The 19,842-nt window shown below is 40.4% G+C and carries 17 protein-coding genes and 1 tRNA gene; 15 read left to right on the top strand and 3 right to left on the bottom strand.

The window, feature by feature from the left end:
- Positions 1–199: 199 nt before the first annotated feature.
- The 3 genes from ACFOSE_RS00520 (at position 200) to ACFOSE_RS00510 (ending at position 3,552) form a co-directional block, all read left to right on the top strand.
- Positions 200–721 (top strand): DUF2798 domain-containing protein, encoded by a 522-nt coding sequence (locus ACFOSE_RS00520; protein ID WP_380429096.1) that lies wholly within the window; start codon positions 200–202, stop codon positions 719–721.
- Positions 722–901: 180 nt separating this feature from the next.
- Positions 902–2,230 (top strand): hypothetical protein, encoded by a 1,329-nt coding sequence (locus tag ACFOSE_RS00515; RefSeq protein ID WP_380429094.1) that lies wholly within the window; start codon positions 902–904, stop codon positions 2,228–2,230.
- Entirely contained in the window at positions 2,227–3,552 is a 1,326-nt protein-coding gene (locus ACFOSE_RS00510) for a GHKL domain-containing protein (RefSeq protein WP_380429091.1), read from the top strand. The genes ACFOSE_RS00515 and ACFOSE_RS00510 overlap by 4 nt, the downstream gene beginning before the upstream one ends.
- Positions 3,553–3,633: 81 nt before the next feature.
- Here the strand turns inward: ACFOSE_RS00510 and ACFOSE_RS00505 are convergent, their stop codons facing one another.
- Positions 3,634–4,263, bottom strand: coding sequence for a Pr6Pr family membrane protein (locus tag ACFOSE_RS00505; RefSeq protein ID WP_380429089.1), 630 nt, complete (start codon positions 4,261–4,263; stop codon positions 3,634–3,636).
- Positions 4,264–4,387: 124 nt separating this feature from the next.
- Between ACFOSE_RS00505 and ACFOSE_RS00500 the strand changes: the two genes are divergently transcribed.
- From ACFOSE_RS00500 to trpA, 10 genes are all read left to right on the top strand, one after another.
- Positions 4,388–5,536 carry an Mbeg1-like protein gene (locus tag ACFOSE_RS00500; RefSeq protein WP_380429087.1) on the top strand — a complete coding sequence of 383 codons (1,149 nt, stop codon included), beginning with the start codon at positions 4,388–4,390 and terminating at the stop codon, positions 5,534–5,536.
- Between the two features lie 97 nt (positions 5,537–5,633).
- Positions 5,634–5,706 (top strand) — tRNA-Thr (locus tag ACFOSE_RS00495).
- A 387-nt stretch (positions 5,707–6,093) separates the two neighbouring features.
- Complete coding sequence (locus ACFOSE_RS00490) at positions 6,094–6,318, top strand: chorismate mutase (protein WP_380429085.1); 225 nt, start codon at positions 6,094–6,096, stop codon at positions 6,316–6,318.
- 72 nt (positions 6,319–6,390) lie between these two features.
- Complete coding sequence (gene trpE, locus ACFOSE_RS00485) at positions 6,391–7,746, top strand: anthranilate synthase component I (protein WP_380429082.1); 1,356 nt, start codon at positions 6,391–6,393, stop codon at positions 7,744–7,746.
- Positions 7,743–8,312, top strand: coding sequence for an anthranilate synthase component II (locus ACFOSE_RS00480; protein WP_380429080.1), 570 nt, complete (start codon positions 7,743–7,745; stop codon positions 8,310–8,312). The genes trpE and ACFOSE_RS00480 overlap by 4 nt, the downstream gene beginning before the upstream one ends.
- A gap of 90 nt (positions 8,313–8,402) precedes the next feature.
- Positions 8,403–9,416 carry an anthranilate phosphoribosyltransferase gene (gene trpD / locus ACFOSE_RS00475; protein WP_380429077.1) on the top strand — a complete coding sequence of 338 codons (1,014 nt, stop codon included), beginning with the start codon at positions 8,403–8,405 and terminating at the stop codon, positions 9,414–9,416.
- Complete coding sequence (trpC, locus tag ACFOSE_RS00470) at positions 9,413–10,180, top strand: indole-3-glycerol phosphate synthase TrpC (RefSeq protein ID WP_380429074.1); 768 nt, start codon at positions 9,413–9,415, stop codon at positions 10,178–10,180. Before trpD ends, trpC begins: the two co-directional genes overlap by 4 nt.
- Positions 10,167–10,748 (top strand): phosphoribosylanthranilate isomerase, encoded by a 582-nt coding sequence (locus tag ACFOSE_RS00465; RefSeq protein WP_380429072.1) that lies wholly within the window; start codon positions 10,167–10,169, stop codon positions 10,746–10,748. The genes trpC and ACFOSE_RS00465 overlap by 14 nt, the downstream gene beginning before the upstream one ends.
- Entirely contained in the window at positions 10,745–11,950 is a 1,206-nt protein-coding gene (trpB, locus tag ACFOSE_RS00460; protein WP_380429069.1) for a tryptophan synthase subunit beta, read from the top strand. The genes ACFOSE_RS00465 and trpB overlap by 4 nt, the downstream gene beginning before the upstream one ends.
- Positions 11,951–12,733 carry a tryptophan synthase subunit alpha gene (gene trpA / locus ACFOSE_RS00455; RefSeq protein WP_380429066.1) on the top strand — a complete coding sequence of 261 codons (783 nt, stop codon included), beginning with the start codon at positions 11,951–11,953 and terminating at the stop codon, positions 12,731–12,733. It begins immediately after the preceding gene.
- 417 nt (positions 12,734–13,150) lie between these two features.
- On the opposite strand, the gene ACFOSE_RS00450 is transcribed toward trpA, so the two are convergent.
- Together ACFOSE_RS00450 and ACFOSE_RS00445 are read right to left on the bottom strand one after the other, a co-directional pair.
- Positions 13,151–14,062: a LysR family transcriptional regulator gene (locus tag ACFOSE_RS00450; protein WP_380429063.1), complete on the bottom strand. Its 912-nt coding sequence runs from the start codon at positions 14,060–14,062 to the stop codon at positions 13,151–13,153.
- Positions 14,063–14,288: 226 nt separating this feature from the next.
- A complete protein-coding gene (locus ACFOSE_RS00445) occupies positions 14,289–16,217 on the bottom strand; it encodes a YSIRK-type signal peptide-containing protein (RefSeq protein WP_380429061.1) in 1,929 nt (642 codons plus the stop codon).
- A gap of 211 nt (positions 16,218–16,428) precedes the next feature.
- Here ACFOSE_RS00445 and uvrC point away from each other — a divergent pair, with 211 nt between their 5' ends.
- Entirely contained in the window at positions 16,429–18,234 is a 1,806-nt protein-coding gene (gene uvrC / locus ACFOSE_RS00440) for an excinuclease ABC subunit UvrC (RefSeq protein ID WP_380429059.1), read from the top strand.
- A 150-nt stretch (positions 18,235–18,384) separates the two neighbouring features.
- Positions 18,385–19,737: a glutathione-disulfide reductase gene (gene gorA, locus ACFOSE_RS00435; RefSeq protein WP_380429056.1), complete on the top strand. Its 1,353-nt coding sequence runs from the start codon at positions 18,385–18,387 to the stop codon at positions 19,735–19,737.
- Positions 19,738–19,842 lie beyond the last annotated feature (105 nt).

The following is a 19,842-nucleotide window of genomic DNA, read 5'->3' as shown; positions in this document are numbered from 1 at the left end:
TTTAGTATACTCCTAAACAGAGCAAAAAGCTCTTAGAAATGCAATTCCAAGAGCTTTGTCTTCAGTCTGAACTTTGTAAATGACTTACAAAGTTTTCTTTTTTATGATAGACTAGGTAAGTCGCTACAAGGCAAGGATAACTGAAATCATGAGGTAGGCCCTTGTAATAAAGAAACAATTATAAGAAATGGAGTTTTATATGCCTCGTAATTTTAAAGAAGCATTGTTGTTTACTTGTCTCATGTGCGGTCTGATGGTCAGCGGAATGAGCCTTTGGAATCTTTGGGTTTTAGACTGGATTGGGGTTGCAGCCTTTTCTTGGCACCACTTTTTTACTGGTTTTCTACCAGGATTTGTAGTGGCTTTTCTGCTTGATATGATACTTGTAGGACCATTAGCTAAGGTCATTGCTTTTCGGATTTTGCATCTTCTGAAAGCTCATGATAAGCGCTGGGCTAAGATTTTAGCTATTTCAGGAACCATGGTTCTCTTCATGGTAACCTGTATGTCTCTCTACGGTCTGCTCTATAACGCTCAGACTATTACACCTGCTGCCTACGGTCGCGCTTGGTTGACCAATATTGTATTTGCCCTACCGCTTAACTTTTTAGTGGCTGGACCAATTTCACGCTTTATTTTAGGTCGCCTGCAAAAAACATTACCAGGTGAAGATGTGGTTGAAGACTTTGATGACGATGATGAACTTCCAACCATCATTTAAGGACTTGGGTAAATGATGTAGATGCAACTGACAAGTAGTTTTTGCTTAATTGTCAGTTGTGCTTTTTTAATTGTTCGGAAAAATCCTATCAGGACAGTCCTGATGGAACCGATAGTTTCCTTGCTTGTTTTAATATGATAAAATAGGCGATAGTTAAATCAATAATGGAAAGGACAGTTAGTGTCCATGTCACTGTTTACGGCTGATATTTTTCAGCAACTTATGTTTAAACTGATCCTTTGTTCATCGGAGTGGTCTCTTTTTACCTATGTCACCGGTATTCGCCCTAGATTTTATAAGGTGGTTTTTCTTATTGGAATGCATATTGCGTTGTCCTTCTTTTTAGCACCCTACCTTGGTGAAGTAACAGTGGGTGCTCTCCTTTATCTTGCAATCATTTCCTATAAAATGGCAGATAAACCCTTTATTGAAAATTTATTTTTTGCCTTCTATCCACCAATTCTTTTTTCGATTTTGTGGAATTTTTCAGCTAGGATTTTCTTCCCTTTTTTCTTTAATCACTCCACCGATTATTTCCTCAATAATTTTGTGTGGGGTATGCTTATCATCATCGCAACTGTTCTTTTGGAACGCTTCCTGCGAGAATTTTACCAGATCAACTATATTTCTATGAAAAATAGCATCTGGTTAGACAATTATACCCTTAGAAATTTTTGGGTAACTTTTACTGAAATGTTTAGCTACTATCTCATCAGCCAAACACTGTTGATTTTAGATAGCTTGCAGATTAAACAGTTTTTAGGTTTATCGCTATCAACGCTCCAGATTATTGTTGCAGCATTTTACCTAGCTATTTTGATGAAGGTCTTGATTCTGATTGATTATTATTCCAGAGAATACCTTAAAGAAATGCGTCAGGGAGAACAAAAGCGTTATCTGGAAAATTTAGAAACCTACAGTCAGCAGATTGAAGGGCTTTATCAGTCAATTCGCTCATTCCGGCATGATTACAATAATATTCTCCTCAGCCTTGGAGGCAGTATTGAAAGTGGCGATATTGACCTTGTTACTCAGGTTTTTGATGATATTTTTCGTGATAACATTGCTGGTTTAGAATCAAAGGATCGGCAGGCCAAGTTGATTAATATTTTAGTACCCGAAGTGAAGTCCTTTCTTTTCATCAAGGTGAGTGAATTTGAGCGCAAGAGTTACCAGTTAAACCTCGATATTCCCGATGTCATTGTTGACTGCGGGGTCCCAAGCAGTGCAGGGTTGACAATCTTTTCTGAAATGTTTGAGCATATCATGCCATATCTGGCTAAGAACCCACAGGCCAGTGTTACAGTGCATATTAAGGAAGAAAACGGCCTCCAACATTATGTTTTGGAGCTTGATCCATACGAAAGCATTAATGGTCAATACTTACCTGATCTATCTGTAGACAGTCAAAAGATGCTTAACTTTTATAAGTCTCTGTCGTTTAATCAGAGCATTCATAACAATATCTTCTTCCAAGAATTACAGGTTAGAAGGGAATCTACTATATGATTTTTATTTGTCATTTTCTGTATTACTGGTCGATTTTCTGGGCCGGTTGGTATGTCTTTTACCAAATCAGTGGTTTGAGACTTCCTTGGAAGAAGTTGTTGCCAGTTTCTCTAGTTTCTACAATCATCATCTATTTAGCAAGCTGGACTGGTGTTTTAGTTGATTTCGTTCATCTTTATGTAATAGGCCGGATTTTCTTTAAGTTTCTCTCCCGTAAAGAATTGCTCTTTTATACCATTTACAGTGTCATAGTTCTCGATTTTCTCTTGCGTATCCTTTATTATCTGGCGGCCTCGGGTGATCCTAATATGGTAGAGCTTACTATTTATTCTGATATACGCTTGGCTCTCATTAATCTTTTAGTCATACCAGTTTATTGGTTAATCCGCAAAATTTTCCACTTAGACTTTAAGGCCGTTTCTCAAAATAGTAATACTTCGGTCCAAAAGTTTTTTAATCAAATCATTGTTGTCTTTTTGATCTATTATATCTTTTTGCACCTCATTTATCTTCTTGCACCTATCAATGATCCTAGATTAGAATGGATTAATAATAACCATGGAAAAATTGTTCTCATCGGTGGTCTGGCTATAGCTTGGCTCTTGTTTGGTATTAGCCGTTGGGGGAGACGTCTCATGTTAGAAAGTATTGAACACGACAGGGCCCTCCATATCGCCAATCTAGAAAGCTATAATCATCGTGTTGAATCTCTCTATGATGAGTTAAATAATTTTAAAAAGAATTATCAGATATCTTTGCAAAAATTAGCAAAAAGTATTGCCAGTCGAGATATGGAAAAGGTTAAGGCTACCTATAAAGATATTTTGGGCCAGGCAGATGGCCAGACAACCTATGCTAGTCAACTAGATGTCGGTAAATTATCGGCTATCCATGTATCCCCAATAAAAAGCATGCTCTCCTCTAAAATTCTTCAGGCGCAAGAGGCAGGTTTAGAAGTATCTATTGAAGCACCTGATGAAATAGATGAAATCCCAATGAAGATTGTTGACTTGGTTACCATTATTGGCATTTTAGGTGATAATGCCATAGAAGCAGCTCGGGAGTCCCAAGAAAAATCAATCAGCATCGCTTATTTTAAGATGGACAATCAGCAATTTTTTGTCATTGAAAATGCGATCAAAGAAGAACAAGTTCAGATCAGTCATATTTTTGAATATGGTTATTCCTCTAAAGGCAAGGGCCGCGGTATCGGACTAGCTAATGTTGAGCGAATTATCTCCAGCTATGATAATGTCAGCCTTGCAACCATGTCTAGCGACTATCTCTTTAGGCAAACCCTATCAATGATGGAGCAGAATTAAACGCCATCTAAAATAACAGATGATAAAGACCCTGGGCATTAGCTCAGGGCCTTTGAGATAATAAGAGCTAAATTCTCCATCTTAAAGGGAGTTTTTTCTACCGATAAATTTTTTGACGATAAACAAGATATAGCAAAGCAGTAGATAAAAGAGGGTAATGACTAAAATATAAGTCCCAACGGTTGACCAGTCATATTGATTGAGATCAAGGAAAAAATAAGGGAAGGGACTGCTGCTTGTTCCGGGGATAGGCCACTTGAAAAAGAGACCGTTGAGAAGTGCCCAGATACAATAGCCGATGGGTAACAGTGTCCATAGAAGAGGATCCCCAAGGCGGTAGCTGTCTTTACGATCAAAAATGAGTGTGTCAATAATCATACCAAGCGGAGCGATATAATGTACGAGGAAGTTGCGAACATTCCAGTAATTGGCTGTACTGACTTTGGGAGCCAGCACGAAGTGGTAAACTAAGATGGTCAAAGTGATAGCCATAGTGACGGCTCCTTTTAAACGAAGAAGTCTTTGGTTATGGTTAATATTTCCTAGCTGCTTTTCTGCATAGACGTAGTAGAAGAAACTGGCAAAGACGATAATATTTGAAATGACTGTATAGTAGAGGAGCATTCCTGGACCATCTTTAGCTAGTTGAAGACTAATTCCGGTGAGTCCGCAGATACCTAAAATGAGACGATAAATTTGTGTGAGTGACATAAATAGCTTACCTTTCGAAAACGTCAAGTCTTATCATATCATAAAATCAGTAGCAGGAACAGCTGTTTTGGGCTTTAAATTAGCTTTTGAAATTATGCTATAATTAAGGAAGAAAGGGAGAAATATGCCGACAATTTTAGACTATGTAAAAGAAAATGCCCATAAAGATTTTGGTGAGTTATCACTAAATAGTGTTGATATAGCTGTTCTAAATGAGTTGGGTTATCTACCTTTGGGGGAGGGGGTGGATTTAAACCAACCCGTTAGCTTTCAAACTTTGAAAAAAATTTTTTTTGCACACGACCAAGTGCTTGCCTATTCTTTTACTGTTAGAAAAGAAAGAGTTGATCTTTTATATGCTGTACTTGAGGCACCGCGTTATCAAGGATTGCAATTACTCAGTTATGTCAATGAGATTGATTCTGAATATGAGAAGCAATTCGCGGCCATGGTGGTAGAATTACCCAAGATTGCTCACCGGCAGGCTATTTTTAGAGGAACGGATGAAACTTTTATTGGTTGGAAAGAAGATTTTAAAATGACCTACATGAGCGAAATTCCTGCTCAGCGCCGCGCCAAGCAATTTTTGATTGAGTCCTTAGAGCAGGCTCCCTATAAACTAGTTTTATCAGGGCATTCCAAGGGGGGTAATCTGGCCCTTTATGCAGCTAGTCAGATAGAGTCTAGTCTACAAAATAAGATTGATCAGATTCTCATCCTAGATGCCCCTGGCTTACATGATCGGATTTTAGAGAGTCAAGGTTACCAACTAATAAAGGATAAAATTCTAGCTATTCGTCCCAAAGAATCAATTGTTGGTGTCATGCTTTCCAGTGATGTTCCCAGCCTTCTTGTAGACAGCAAGGAATTGGGGCTTTTTCAGCACAATGTGTCTGCATGGGAAATAACTGGTAGTCATTGGAAATTGGCTCAAGGTCAGACAGCTTTGAGCCAGACTCTGGAAGTTACTTTCAGAGTCTGGACTCACGAGTTATCCAAACAGGAACTTAAAGCTTTATTTGATACGGTTTTTGATTTATTATTGGATAATAACATTACCAGTATTGATGTATTTCAGACAGATGTCCTAAAAAGTGCAAGCTTGCTGCTAGGAGCCCTATCTAAACTGCCTGCAGATAAACGACGGGTCTTGACCAAGTCGACAACGAGTTTACTAGAAATTTTTATCAAATCACATCGGGAACAGTTGACTTTGCCGAGTTTTAAATCTCTGTCGGGCCAATTTAAAAATTTCTTTGACAATAAGGAATGACTAATTTAGTCAGACTTCTTAGATTTTGAAAACAGCATTAGTGAAAGAGTAAGACTTGACTGAAATGTGAAAGCGTGGTAGACTATGTCATGTAGTTGCCGATTTAGCTCAGTTGGTAGAGCAACGCACTCGTAACGCGTAGGTCATAGGTTCAAGTCCTGTAATCGGCATGAGTAGAAAAAGAGATTAAAAGCTTGCTTTTAATCTCTTTTTCTGAAATTGTCAGATTATTATGAGAAATTGCTTGACATTTTCAAATAAGAGTGTAAAATAACTACTAAATCAGAAGAAGTACTTTTGAAGGGATTTGTCAGGGAGCTGCCGGTCGCTGTGAGGTGGTAGTCGCTTCTTTAGGAAATGGGCTGATGTAGACGATGCAAAGATAAACAATAGTCTTTCGGTTGGCACTCCTTATCGTGCAGCTCCTTGTTAGAGGAGATTGAGATGACGGTGATTTTGTGCCGTTAATTGAGGTGGCACCGCGCTAGATTAACTAACGCCCTCGCACAGAGTTTTTTTCTGTGCGGGGATTTTGTTTTTATTTGGAGAGTGACTGTATGAAAAATATAACCGAGGTTCGTCAAGCGACTGATCAGCTAGACCAAGAGTTAATTCTTCCTTTGGCGAAGCGTCAGTATTTAGTCGAACAGACTGGGCGGTTAAAGAACAAGAACGATATCCGAACTGTTCAGGCAGCTGACAGGGTGGCGCAAGTTCTTGCTAGTCGGCGACAGGAGGCTACTAAAGTCCATCTGTCTCCAGATGTGGCTGAGAAAATCTGACGTTCAATGATTGAAGCCTTCACCGAGCTTGAAATGACAATTAATAAAGACAATTGATGAAAGGAAAGTTCTATGAGAAAAATTTTACCAGCAGATATCTTGACCCCTATTCTAGCTTATATGCGCGTGCAAGGTGAGCACAAGGTGATTTTGGAGTCTATTCCACGCGAGAAGGAAAATGCACGTTTTTCTATTGTAGCCTATAACCCTGTCTATGATATCGTCTATGAGCAGGGACGTTTGACCTGCAATGGTCAGCTTGTTGATCAAGATCCTCTGGATTATCTCAATGAACTGACCGTTAAGTCACTCGATAGCAATCTTCCCTTTGCAGGTGGTGCCATTGGTTTTGTTGGTTACGATATGATTGAACTTTACGAGAATATCGGTCAGATTCCTAAGGATACTATTGGAACACCGGATATGCAGTTTTTTGTTTATGAATCTTATATCATTTTTGATCATAAAAAGGAGCAGGTCCATGTCGTAGAAGATAGTATTTACAGCAATAGGTCAGCGAATGATGAGCATCAGGCTCTCTCCAAAGTTGTCAGTGATTTACAAACTCAGGCGGTCAATGAATTTTCCCCTCAAGATTTACAAGCTTTGCAGTTCAAAAATCATATTGAAAAAGAGACTTTTGAAGAGATGGTGACTAAGGCTAAAGATCTCATTGAGCAAGGTGATATGTTTCAATGTGTTCTTAGCCAGCGCTTTTCGGCTGATTTTGAAGGAGATCCACTTGATTATTACCGAAATCTGCGCGTGACCAATCCGTCTAACTATCTCTACTTTTATGACTTTGGTCATTATCAAATTATCGGAGCTAGTCCGGAGAGTCTGGTTTCAGTTAAAGACGGCATTGTGACAACGAATCCGATTGCAGGGACGCGTCCACGCGGTGCCAGTGAAGAAGAGGACGCTCGTTTGGCTCAAGAATTGGCAGCTGATGTCAAGGAAACATCTGAGCACCGCATGTTGGTTGATCTGGGGCGTAATGATATTGGCAAGATTGCTGGTATTGGTAGTGTTCAGATTAGCAAGTTGATGGAGGTAGAGTACTTCCGCTATGTTATGCATTTGACCAGTGTGGTTAAAGGGAAACTCTTATCCAATCTCAATGCGATGGATGCGCTTAAATCGACTCTACCAGCTGGTACTGTATCGGGATCGCCCAAAATTCGGGCTATGAAACGAATTTATGAGTTGGAGCAGGAGAAGCGTGGCATCTATGCTGGGGCTATTGGTTACCTGTCTGCATCGGGAGATATGGATTTTGCTATTGCCATTCGAACTATGGTCCTCAAAAACCATAAGGCCTATGTTCAAGCCGGAGCTGGTATTGTTTATGATAGTATTCCCGAAAAGGAATTCGAGGAGACCATCAACAAGTCCAAGTCTGTAACTAGAATAGGAGATACCAGATGATTCTTTTGATTGATAATTACGATTCTTTTACCTATAACCTCGCCCAATATATAGGTCGTTTTATCGATATTGAAGTGGTACGCAATGACGCCGATAATCTAGCGGAAAAAGCAGAAGAAGCGCAAGCCCTAGTCTTTTCACCAGGACCTGGTTGGCCGGCTGATGCGGGGCAGATGGAAAACTTGATAGCTCGATATGCAGAGCGTAAGCCTATTTTAGGTATTTGTCTGGGTCATCAAGCTTTGGCAGAAACTTTTGGCGGTCAACTAGGTTTGGCTAATCAGGTCATGCACGGCAAGCAGAGTCAGATCCAGTTGGAAGAGGCTTCGCTGCTCTTTGAAGGCTTGCCTCAGAATTTTCCTATTATGCGGTATCATTCAATCGTAGTGGAAAAGTTGCCAGAGCATTTTGTGGTGACAGCTAGAACGACTGATGATTATGAAATTATGGCAATTCAGCACAAAGATTTACCGATTTTTGGATTGCAATTCCATCCAGAAAGTATCGGAACACCAGATGGCCTGACTATGATCGAGAATTTTGTAAAACTTGTGGAGCACGATTAACTTAGAAAGAAAGCATTATAGCGATTGCTAACCTTGCTTCCTTGGTAAATAGGTTAGCTGATAGTGATAGAATTAAGAGGAAGTTAAAATATGGAAACCCTAAAACAGATTTATCAACAGTTGAGCCAGCGTCAAGACTTGACCGAAAATGACGTACACGATTTGTTTGAGCAGATTCTGGAAGATCAACTATCCGAAAGTCAAATAGCAGCCTTTCTCTTAGGATTGAGTGTCAAGGGTGAAACAGCTGATGAAATTACGGGGATTGTTCAAGCCCTTAAAGAGCACGCTGTAGTTTTACCTAAAAAATTTACCGATGCTATGTGTAATTGTGGGACAGGTGGCGATCAATCCTATAGCTTTAATATCTCAACAACTGTTTCTTTTATTTTGGCAGCTGGAGGTATTCGGGTGGCCAAGGCTGGAAATAGATCCATTTCCTCAAAATCAGGTTCGGCTGATGTCTTAGAAGCTCTTGGAATCAATGTAGCAGCCGATGCAGCTGTCTTGGCAAAAGCCTTGGATCAGGTGGGAATCGCCTTTGTTTTTGCCCAAACTGTCCACCCTGCTATGCGTTTTATCGGACCAGCTAGAAAGGCCTTAGGTATCCCGACAGTAATGAATATTGTTGGTCCCTTAGCTAATCCACTGAACTTGGAGACCCAGATGATGGGAATTTACCGTCAGGATTTACAGGAAATAGCTGTACAAACTATGAAAAATTTGGGGCGTAAGCGAGCGCTTGCCATCACAGGTCCTGACCACATGGATGAAGCGGCTCTTTATGGTGAAAATACCTATACCTTATTAGAAAATGGTCGCATCAGTCAGGGTCAATTTACTTATCGGGACCTAGAGATGCCCAAGGTTGAATTGACTGATATCCGTGGTGGTGATGCTCAGGAAAACGCTGATATTCTTCTGAGTGTGCTTAAAAATGAAGCAAGTCCTTATCTGGAAACTACGGTACTCAATGCTGCTCTCGGTTTTTATGCCAACGGTAAAGTAGACACTATCAAAGATGGCATTGCTCTAGCCCGTCAGTTGCTGGCAAATGGCTCGGCTTTAGCCAAGCTCCAGCACTTACAGGAGGTACAAGTATGACAAAGGAGTTTCTTGCTAGTATTCTGAAACAAAAAGCAAAGGAAGTTGCTCGTTTACAAATGGAGAGCCTAGCCCCTTTACGTACCAGCTACAGCTTTTATGATTTTCTTAAAAGTCATCCAAACAAGCTACAAATTATTGCTGAAGTTAAAAAAGCTAGCCCTAGTCTAGGAGATATCAATCTTGATGTCAATATCATAGAGCAAGCAAAATCTTATGAAGCAGCAGGAGCAGCAATGATTTCTGTCTTAACCGATGAAATTTTTTTCAAGGGTGATATTGATTACCTGCGTCAAATTTCTAGATTTGTTACTATCCCAACGCTGGCTAAGGACTTTATCATTGATGAAAAGCAGATTGTTCGTAGCCGCAATGCTGGTGCAACAGTTATTCTCCTGATTGTGGCAGCCTTATCGGAGTCTCGTCTTAAAGAGCTCTATGAATTTGCGATGGGGTTGGGCTTGGAAGTTTTGGTAGAAACACACAATCTGTCTGAGTTGGAAGTTGCTCATCGGATCGGTGCCCGTATCATCGGTGTCAACAACCGTAATCTGATAACTTTTGAGACCGATATCAACACCAGTTTAGAGCTATCAACGCATTTTAAGGAGCAACCGGTTTATATTTCTGAATCAGCTATCTCTATGGTGGAAGATGCTGCCATTCTTGCCCCCTTTTTTAATGGAATTTTGGTGGGAACCGCATTGATGCAGGCAGACGATGTAGAAAATAAGATGAAGGAGTTACAGATTGACAAAGGTTAAAATATGCGGTCTATCCACTAAAGAAGCAGTAGAAACTGCAGTAGCCTCAGGAGCCGATTATATCGGTTTCGTTTTTGCTCCCAGCAGGCGTCAGGTCACCATCCAAGAGGCACAGGAACTGGCAAAACTGGTTCCACAAGGGATTAAAAAGATTGGTGTCTTTGTCAGTCCTGAACTGAAGGACCTAAAAGCTCATATCAGCCAAGTCCCTCTGGATCTAGTACAGATTCATGGTGACTTTGATGAAGCAAAAATAATTGAGGTTTCTGTGCCAGTAATTCGCGCCCTACAAGTGACTGATAAACAAATAGCAGTTAGCCAGCAGGCAGACTATTATCTCTTTGATGCGCCAAGTTCGGGGTCCGGTCAAACTTTTGATTGGCAACAATTAGATACCAGCCAGCTCAAACACCCCTTCTTTATTGCAGGTGGCTTGAATGTTGATAATGTATTGACTGCTATAGACCAGTTTCAGCCTTATGCTGTGGATGTCTCATCAGGAGTAGAAACCGATGGTATCAAGGACTTAGCTAAGATTAAACAATTTATAGAAAGTGTGAAAGCATGACATATCAAAAACCAGATGAACAAGGATTTTTTGGCAAATACGGCGGTCAGTTTGTGCCAGAAACGCTGATGACAGCTATTATCGAGTTGAATGATGCTTATCGTGATGCGCAGAAAGCCCCGGATTTTCAAGCAGAATTGGATAATCTCTTGAAAAATTATGTTGGGCGTGAAACCCCTCTCTATTTTGCCAAACGTTTAACAGACCATATTGGTGGAGCAAAGATTTATCTCAAACGTGAAGATCTCAACCATACAGGTGCTCACAAAATCAATAATGCCTTGGGGCAGGTGCTCCTTGCTAGACGGATGGGCAAAAAGAAAATCATTGCAGAGACTGGCGCGGGCCAACATGGTGTCGCGACAGCGACAGCAGCAGCCCTCTTTGATATGGAATGCACCATTTATATGGGTGAAGAAGATGTTAAACGTCAATCCCTCAATGTCTTTCGAATGGAACTCCTAGGTGCTAAAGTTCAGTCAGTCACGGATGGTTCACGCGTACTCAAGGATGCAGTTAATGCTGCCTTGCGTGCTTGGGTAGCTAATATCGATGATACTCATTATGTTATGGGCTCTGCCCTTGGTCCGGCACCATTTCCAGAAATTGTCCGCGACTTTCAATCGGTTATCGGGCGTGAAGCCAAGCGCCAGTATGCAGAGATTTCCGGAGGTCAGTTACCGGATGCTGTGCTGGCCTGCATTGGCGGTGGATCAAATGCTATCGGACTTTTCCACCCTTTTGTCAACGATAGCTCGGTTGCTATGTATGGTGCAGAAGCTGCTGGTCTTGGTCTTGATACCGACCGCCATGCGGCTACCTTTGCCAAGGGCCGCCCTGGGGTCTTACATGGAGCTCTGATTGATGTTCTACAAGATGCCCATGGTCAAATTATGGAAGCTTTCTCCATTTCTGCCGGCTTGGATTATCCGGGTATTGGTCCTGAACATTCCTTCTTCAATGAAATCGGTCGGGCTAGTTACCATGCCATCACTGACCAAGAAGCCTTGGACGCTTTTCAACTTTTATCGCGTTTAGAAGGAATTATTCCTGCGCTGGAATCCAGCCATGCTATTGCGCTGACACAAAAAGTTGCTAAAGATATGAACCCTGACAGCTCTATCATCGTTTGCCTCTCTGGACGTGGTGATAAGGATGTGGTTCAAGTCAAAGAACGCTTAGAAGAGCAGGAGGGGAATTAAATGGTTAAAACACTGACAAAAACATTACAATCCATCAAGAATAAGGGTAAAGGTATTTTTATCCCTTATATCATGGCTGGAGACCACTCTGAAGGTCTGGATGGTCTACTGGCAACTCTTGACTTTTTAGCAGAAAATGGTGCTTCAGCTATTGAAGTTGGTATTCCTTGGTCTGATCCTGTAGCGGATGGTCCGGTTATCGAATTGGCTGGTCAACGCAGTTTAGCTAAAGGGACAACCCTGACTGCGGTGATTGAAATCCTGCACGGTCAAACTAGCCGGGTTCCTTTGATTATCATGACCTATTTCAATCCTATCTACCAATATGGTATTGAAAAATTTGTTGCCGATTTGGCCCAAACCTCAGTCAAGGGTCTCATCATTCCTGATCTTCCTCATGAGTCAGAAGGGATGGTTACGCCCTATCTGACAAATACAGATATTGCGCTTGTTCCTCTGGTGAGCTTGACCACCGGACCAGAACGACAACACTTATTGACTGATGGGGTAGAAGGCTTCATCTATGCGGTGGCTATCAATGGAGTTACTGGTAAAACAGGAAATTATCGCAATGATTTGGATAAACATTTAGCAGCTCTCCATGAGGCATCCGAGATTCCTGTTTTGGCGGGCTTTGGAGTTTCAACAAAAGATGACATAGCTCGCTTTAACAAGGTATCAGACGGTGTCATTGTCGGATCTAAAATTGTTCAGGGATTGTATGAAGGCAAAATAGCCGAAATAGCTGAATTTGTGCAATATGGCAGCGATTATGACAAATAAAAATAATCAAAGAGAGTGGGACATTTGATCTACATCTACTCCCCTTACAGTACAGTGAAAAACAGAGGCTTCACTAGAAAACTGTAAGGGGAGTTTTAACATGCCAAAACTTGGGTAAGTATCTATTGAAGATAAATTAGAAATTATTAAACTGTATCTAAGTCACAAAATCTCTATTAGTCAATTAGCGAGACAATATTACATATGATCCTTATTAAGAAGGGTAAGACGGTACCAATTTGAGGACTGATCGTGGACATTAACGCCTTATCTATTTTTATAATAACCAAGGTTTTCAAGAGAGACACAAAGTCTGTCCTTCTTGAAATAGAGAACACGGTCCTTGCTCAATCTTTTATTATTTTATCCTCCACTTGACAAGGAGTAGCTCATCTGTTCATGGAATGGTTTTGGTGTCTAATTCTCCTCATAGTCTCTGAATTCGGCTAGGCTCTTTTGTACCTGAGAGATGAAACTATCAATAATAGCTGAACTCTTGGCCTTCTTGGGTCGCACATAACCTAAAGTGTGCAGGGGACTATCTTTTAGCGGAACCAGTACAATTTGTTCGCGCATGAAGCTATTGACAATCCCCAAACCAGAGGCATAGGCGTCAGAAGCACGCAGAAGGTTCATGACTGTACCACGGTCATTGGAATAGATAATTCGTTGGTAGTGATTTATTTCCAGCGGGTCCTCATCAAAGTGCATGCCTGTTTTTTCCTGCTGAAAACGAATCTGTGGATAGGTCGTTAGGTCCTCTTCACTGATGAGTTCTTGCTGGGCTAGAGGATGATTTTTCCCGAGAAAAATCCGTGTCTGAAAATCTCCCAGTGATGTAAATTCCAAGTCCAAATTTGTAATGTGGCGTGTTAAGAAATGTCGATTTTCGTCATTAAGATAAATAATTCCTAAATCGCTCTCATAAGAGGCAACACTCTCTAAGATTTGGCGGGTGGTCGTCTCAATCAACTGAAAATCTTGATAATCATCTTCATAGATTTCAGCAACATAAGCTAAAGGTTCGGATAAAAAGTCGTAGTGGTGGCTGGAGACCGTAAAACTTTTAAGAAAGTCCTTTTGGTAACGCTCTTCCAGCAGCTTAATTTCTCCCAAAATCCGTTTGGCATATTTAAGAAAATCTTGTCCCTCCTCGGTTATCACCATCCCATTGTTGGTACGATCAAAGAGTTTGACATCAAGCTCCTTTTCAAGATTTCGAATCGCACCCGATAAATTGGGTTGAGTCATATAAAGTGCAACAGCAGCCTTATTGAGCGAGCCGTATTCAGCCACTGCTGCCATATAGCGAAGCTGTAAAAGGTTCATAGTAATGTCTCCTTACTCATAGTGCTAACATTGTACCATAAAAAATTTAGTTATAAATTTAACTTATAACCCGTAAAAAGTAATAGTAGAAAAAATCACTTGAGAAGAAAGTGATTTTTTCTTGCTTAAAGATGAAAATAACTAGTTAAAAAACGGCTAGCAAAGCCTCCTTCCTAATTACAAAGGAGCTGCACATGCTAGTCGTTTTTGAGTATGTATACTCAGGTTAGGAGGTAATTTCTGTTAAGATCCCCTTGTCATCAGCATTATAAGTCTTACCCTGATAGATAACTGTCTGATTAGTCAGAATGATTCCTTCATCATTACGCATATAGAGCTTATTATCCACCGTAATCAAACGTTCCAATGAGTAGGTAAATGAGATTTCATGATCTTTTTCATCTGAATAGTAGATTTTATCTCCTACTTGGAAGAAGCCTGTAGCCACTTTTTCATTCTCATCGCTAAAGTAATGATAGTAGGCTGTTGGTGCTTTATATTGAATTACTATTTTTGTACTAAATTGATTTTTAGCTCTTCCTCCTTCCTCTAAATAATAGCTTTGACTTCCATCGGCATTTTGGTACAAACCAATGACTTGTATTCCCTTATCATTGAACATATAGTCTTTGCCGTTGATTTTGTAGGGTCCTCCAACGTAGGCAGCACCATCTTCTCCTAAATAGTAATATTGCTTAGTGTAAGGGTTAGCATAATTTCCTATATTTTGATGATAGTGGGTATGGAAGCGGTTAGTCCACATAGCCCCAGTATCCGGGTCGAAGTAATAGTATTTCCCGTTTATGTAGTTAATGACCCCTTTGCTTTGAATACCCTTATCATTGAAATAAACCTTTTGTCCGTCAATAGTTTGAAGTCCATAAGCCAGACTACCGTCTTGGTTAATGTAATACCATTCACCTGGTTGACCTTGGCGGTATTGACCGACATATTGACTAGCGTCAGATAATACTCCTGTATCATAATCTGTGAAATATGCTTTTCCGTTGATAGAGACAAAATTTCCCTTGGCTTGATTGCCATTACTATAGAAGTAAAGCTTTTGTCCATCAATAGTTTGTAGCCCGGTGACAGCTAGCCCATTAGCATCAAGGTAACGCCAAACTCCTTTTGAATATTTAATGAATTGTTTTTTCAGCATTTCACCAGTTTTTTCTTGGAAATAGTACTTTTGATTATTGATGACCCCCCAGCGTCCTATAATTTGTCTTCCATCGTTTTCAAATCCCAACGTTTTTCCATCAATGACTTGAAGTCCAGTGATCAAAGTGCCATCTGCTTGAACATAGTAGCGGTTGTCTTCTGATGTTAAAAATTGACCAGCATATTGAGAAAGATCGGTGACATCGCCTTTATGTGGATCGGTGTAGTAAATTTTTCCATCAATAGAGATAAGGCGCCCTTTGGCTTGATTACCATACTTATCAAAGTAAAGGTTTTGTCCATTGATCGTTTGTTGCCCAGTGACTGGAATTCCTTGTTCATTTAAATATTGCCAGTTAGAGAAACGACGGACAAAACGATTGGTGACAAGCTGCCCATCATTTTCATCAAAATAATACGTCTTACCCCCGTCAAAGGAAGCCCACTCCCCTTTATACTGCCTTCCGTCCCAAGCGAAAGCATAGGTCTTCCCGTCAATGGTTTGTAGACCTGTTAGAGGTTGACCATCTTCGCCTAGATAATACCAGTGACCATCACGCTCAACAAAGATATTAATATCCTTAGCAGATGCTTTTACTGTTTCTGCGACAGGCTCTTGAGTTTGTGAGCTAATTGGACTATCTTGATTATCATTTAATAAAACAGGATTTGAATCTTCAGTAGTAGCAGAAGTGGCGGTTTCAAGATTTTCTGTTCCAGATTCCTTTATTTCATCAGGACCTTTTGGTGTTTCAATGACAGGGATAGTTATCTGGGTATTTTCTTCAACTTTGTTTGTCTGTCCAGTTTGCGTCAATTCTACAGCTGTTTCAGAACTTTCTATAGCCGTAGTTGCAGTTTCATCTGCTGAGATTTGCTGTCCTTCCAATAGCAGGAAACATCCTACTAAAACACAAGCCACTCCGATAGCATATTTACGGATAGAAAAGCGTTGCGATTCATGATGCAAGTGCAATAGTGATTTTTTCATGATAGTCTCTCCTTTATTTTTATTTTACACTTATATCTTATTCCAAATGAAAGCGCTTGTCAACGTTGTTATAAAAGTGTTTTGGCTTAAGTGAGAAGCTATTAGAGAATTGTTATTTTATTTTTCTTACTTATAACTACTTGATTGATTGACTTCTCCAAAATGATATCGAAATCTTTAGTTTAGTTCTCATTTTTGATACAATGAGTTTATGAACGATCTGATACAACACAAGTTGGAATTGCTGCCCGATAGTCCGGGTTGCTATATCCATAAAGATAAAAACGGCAAAATTATCTATGTCGGTAAAGCTAAAAATCTAAGAAATAGGGTGCGTAGCTATTTTCGTGGCAGTCATGATACCAAAACGGAAATGCTGGTCTCCGAAATCTGTGACTTTGAGTATATTGTGACGGGATCAAATACAGAAGCCTTGCTCTTGGAAATCAATCTCATTCAAGAGAATATGCCCAAGTATAATATCAGGCTCAAGGATGATAAATCTTATCCTTATATCAAAATTACCAATGAAGTCTATCCTCGTCTTCTGATAACCCGTCAAGTTAACCGAAAAGATGGGATTTACTTCGGTCCTTATCCAGATTCTGGTGCGGCGACGGAAATCAAGCGTCTTTTGGATCGTATTTTCCCTTTTAAAAAATGCACCAATCCTGCTAACAAGGTGTGTTTTTATTATCATTTAGGTCAGTGCAATGCCCATACGGTTTGTCAAACCAATCAAACATACTGGGATAGATTAAAGGAGGATGTTAAAAGTTTCCTCAATGGTAAAGATAATAAGATAGTTAATCAAATTCAGGACAAGATGCTCAAAGCCTCTGAAGATATGGAATTTGAACGAGCAGCTGAGTACCGTGACCTGATTGAAGCAGTTGGCAAACTCCGCACGAAACAGCGTATTATGAATCAAGATATGATTGACCGTGACATCTTTGGCTATTATGTTGATAAGGGGTGGATGTGTATTCAGGTTTTCTTTGTCCGTCAGGGTAAGCTTATTCAGCGCGATGTTAATATGTTTCCCTACTATAATGAGCCCGAAGAAGATTTTCTGACTTATGTGGGACAATTTTACCGTGAGAGCAAGCATTTTCTTCCCAAGGAGATTTTCATTCCTAATGATATTGATGCTGAGTTAATCAAGGCAGTGGTAGGAGTCAAGGTGCTTAAACCTCAGCGTGGTGAGAAGAAGCAATTGGTCAATTTAGCGACCAAAAATGCTCGTGTCAGTCTGCAACAAAAATTCGATCTCCTAGAAAAAGATATTAAAAAGACTAAGGGAGCTATTGAAAATTTAGGAGAATTATTGAATATCCCATCTCCTAGACGAATCGAGGCTTTTGACAACTCCAATATCCAAGGGACCAGCCCAGTTGCGGCTATGGTCGTTTTCGTGGACGGCAAGCCCAGCAAAAAGGATTACCGTAAGTTCAAGATTAAAACAGTTGTCGGACCGGATGATTATGCTAGTATGCGTGAGGTCATTTACCGCAGGTACAGCCGAGTTATGAAAGACGGTCTGACGCCCCCCGATTTAATTGTTATTGATGGTGGGCAGGGACAGGTCAATGTAGCGCGTGAGGTCATTCAAAACCGCTTGGGTCTGGATATTCCAATTGCCGGTCTACAAAAAAATGATAAGCACCAAACGCATGAACTTTTGTTTGGTGAACCCTTGGAAGTTATTGATCTGCCAAGAAATTCTGAGGAATTCTTCCTTTTGCAGAGGGTGCAAGATGAGGTTCACCGCTTTGCTATCACTTTTCACCGTCAAGTTCGTAGCAAGAATAGCTTAATCTCAAAACTAGATAGCATCGCAGGTCTAGGGCCAAAACGTAAACAACTCCTGCTCAAGCAGTTCAAGAACTTGACTAATATCCAAAAGGCCAATATTGAGGATATTATCAACTGTGGTATCCCCAGAAAAGTTGCCGAAGCTATTAAAGAGAAGTTGGGAGATGGTAATTCATCAGAAGCGGAAACAGAAAAAATTTGATGGTTACAACTATTAAAGCCTTCTTTTAGGCAGTTTTTGTTTTGAGAATATAAACTTCCCAGCCCCTCTTAATCTTTGCATAGCAGAAAGTTGTTCCCTTTTTTCTTTTGTGATAAGCTAAGACTACTAAGCAGTTAGAAAGGGCTTGCTATGGCAAAAAAATACGACTATATTGTGTTAGGAGGCGGCTCTGGTGGAATTGCCTCTGCTAATCGTGCCGCTATTCATGGAGCTAAGGTGCTCTTGATTGAAGCGTCAGAAATTGGAGGAACTTGTGTCAATGTTGGTTGTGTTCCTAAAAAGGTTATGTGGTACGGAGCTCAAATTGCTGAAAGCATTCATAAGTATGCTGGAGAATATGGTTTTCAGGTCGGAGATATCAACTTTAATTTTGCGACCCTAAAGCAAAATCGTCAGGATTATATCGAACGTATCCATAGTTCTTATGAGCAAGGATTTGAAGCTAATGGGGTCGAAGTATTGAATGCTTATGCGACTTTTATTGATGGTCACACTCTTGAAGCTAATGGCGAGACCTATACAGCACCTCATATTCTGATTGCGACCGGTGGTCACGCTCTTTTGCCGGATATTCCGGGATCAGAATACGGTATTACCTCTGATGGTTTCTTTGACTTTGATCAGGTGCCTGAACGCGTAGCGGTTGTCGGTGCTGGTTATATTGGTGTTGAAATTGCAGGTATTTTACATACACTAGGTAGTGATGCCCATCTTTTTGTCCGCCGTGATCGTCCTCTTCGTAATTTCGATAACTATATTACAGATACTCTGATGGAAGAGATGGAAAAAGATGGACCAACTCTCCATAAATATTCAATTCCTACAGAAGTTCGTAAAAATAATGATGGTTCTCTAACTCTCGTTTTTGAAGATGGTCAAGAACATTCCACAGATGTTATCATCTGGGCGATTGGTCGTGTGGCAAATACTAAAGGTTACGGTCTTGAAAATACAGGGGTTGCACTCAGTGCTAAGGGCTTTATTCAAACCGATGAGTATGAAAATACTAACATACCAGGTATCTATGCTATTGGTGATATCAACGGTAAACTGGAGTTAACACCGGTAGCTGTCAAAGCTGGTCGTCAGTTGTCAGAACGGCTCTTCAATAATAAGGTGACTGCTAAGTTGGACTACACTAATGTGCCAACAGTAGTCTTTAGTCACCCAGCTATGGGTAAGGTCGGCTATACCGAGGAAGCTGCTATTAAGAAATTTGGTGCAGATCAAATCAAAACTTATACATCATCCTTCACCTCTATGTACAGTGCTTTGGCAGACCATCGTCAGGTGGCACGCATGAAATTAGTTGTGCAAGGACCAGAAGAAAAAGTGATTGGTCTCCACGGAATTGGTTATGGTGTCGATGAAATGATTCAAGGTTTTGCTGTTGCAATCAAAATGGGTGCAACCAAAGAAGACTTTGATAACACAGTTGCTATCCATCCAACCGGTTCAGAAGAATTTGTCACCATGAAATAAAGATATCAAAAACAACCAAGTTCAACTTGGTTGTTTCAGACTGAAGACAAAGCTCTTGGAATTGCATTTCTAAGAGCTTTTTGCTCTGTTTAGGAGTATACTAAA

The organism is Streptococcus dentapri, assembly GCF_042649885.1.
Taxonomy (GTDB): Bacteria; Bacillota; Bacilli; order Lactobacillales; family Streptococcaceae; genus Streptococcus; species Streptococcus dentapri.
This window is presented reverse-complemented; position numbering and strand designations above follow the sequence as displayed.

What these genes read in the sequence shown, in the direction of transcription:
- ACFOSE_RS00520 (WP_380429096.1), top strand. Translation starts at nt 200, where the DNA reads ATGCCTCGTAATTTTAAAGAAGCATTGTTGTTTACTTGTCTCATGTGC.
- ACFOSE_RS00510 (WP_380429091.1), top strand. Translation starts at nt 2,227, where the DNA reads ATGATTTTTATTTGTCATTTTCTGTATTACTGGTCGATTTTCTGGGCC.
- ACFOSE_RS00505 (WP_380429089.1), bottom strand. Translation starts at nt 4,263, where the DNA reads ATGTCACTCACACAAATTTATCGTCTCATTTTAGGTATCTGCGGACTC.
- ACFOSE_RS00500 (WP_380429087.1), top strand. Translation starts at nt 4,388, where the DNA reads ATGCCGACAATTTTAGACTATGTAAAAGAAAATGCCCATAAAGATTTT.
- ACFOSE_RS00490 (WP_380429085.1), top strand. Translation starts at nt 6,094, where the DNA reads ATGAAAAATATAACCGAGGTTCGTCAAGCGACTGATCAGCTAGACCAA.
- trpE (WP_380429082.1), top strand. Translation starts at nt 6,391, where the DNA reads ATGAGAAAAATTTTACCAGCAGATATCTTGACCCCTATTCTAGCTTAT.
- ACFOSE_RS00480 (WP_380429080.1), top strand. Translation starts at nt 7,743, where the DNA reads ATGATTCTTTTGATTGATAATTACGATTCTTTTACCTATAACCTCGCC.
- trpD (WP_380429077.1), top strand. Translation starts at nt 8,403, where the DNA reads ATGGAAACCCTAAAACAGATTTATCAACAGTTGAGCCAGCGTCAAGAC.
- trpC (WP_380429074.1), top strand. Translation starts at nt 9,413, where the DNA reads ATGACAAAGGAGTTTCTTGCTAGTATTCTGAAACAAAAAGCAAAGGAA.
- trpB (WP_380429069.1), top strand. Translation starts at nt 10,745, where the DNA reads ATGACATATCAAAAACCAGATGAACAAGGATTTTTTGGCAAATACGGC.
- trpA (WP_380429066.1), top strand. Translation starts at nt 11,951, where the DNA reads ATGGTTAAAACACTGACAAAAACATTACAATCCATCAAGAATAAGGGT.
- ACFOSE_RS00450 (WP_380429063.1), bottom strand. Translation starts at nt 14,062, where the DNA reads ATGAACCTTTTACAGCTTCGCTATATGGCAGCAGTGGCTGAATACGGC.
- ACFOSE_RS00445 (WP_380429061.1), bottom strand. Translation starts at nt 16,217, where the DNA reads ATGAAAAAATCACTATTGCACTTGCATCATGAATCGCAACGCTTTTCT.
- uvrC (WP_380429059.1), top strand. Translation starts at nt 16,429, where the DNA reads ATGAACGATCTGATACAACACAAGTTGGAATTGCTGCCCGATAGTCCG.
- gorA (WP_380429056.1), top strand. Translation starts at nt 18,385, where the DNA reads ATGGCAAAAAAATACGACTATATTGTGTTAGGAGGCGGCTCTGGTGGA.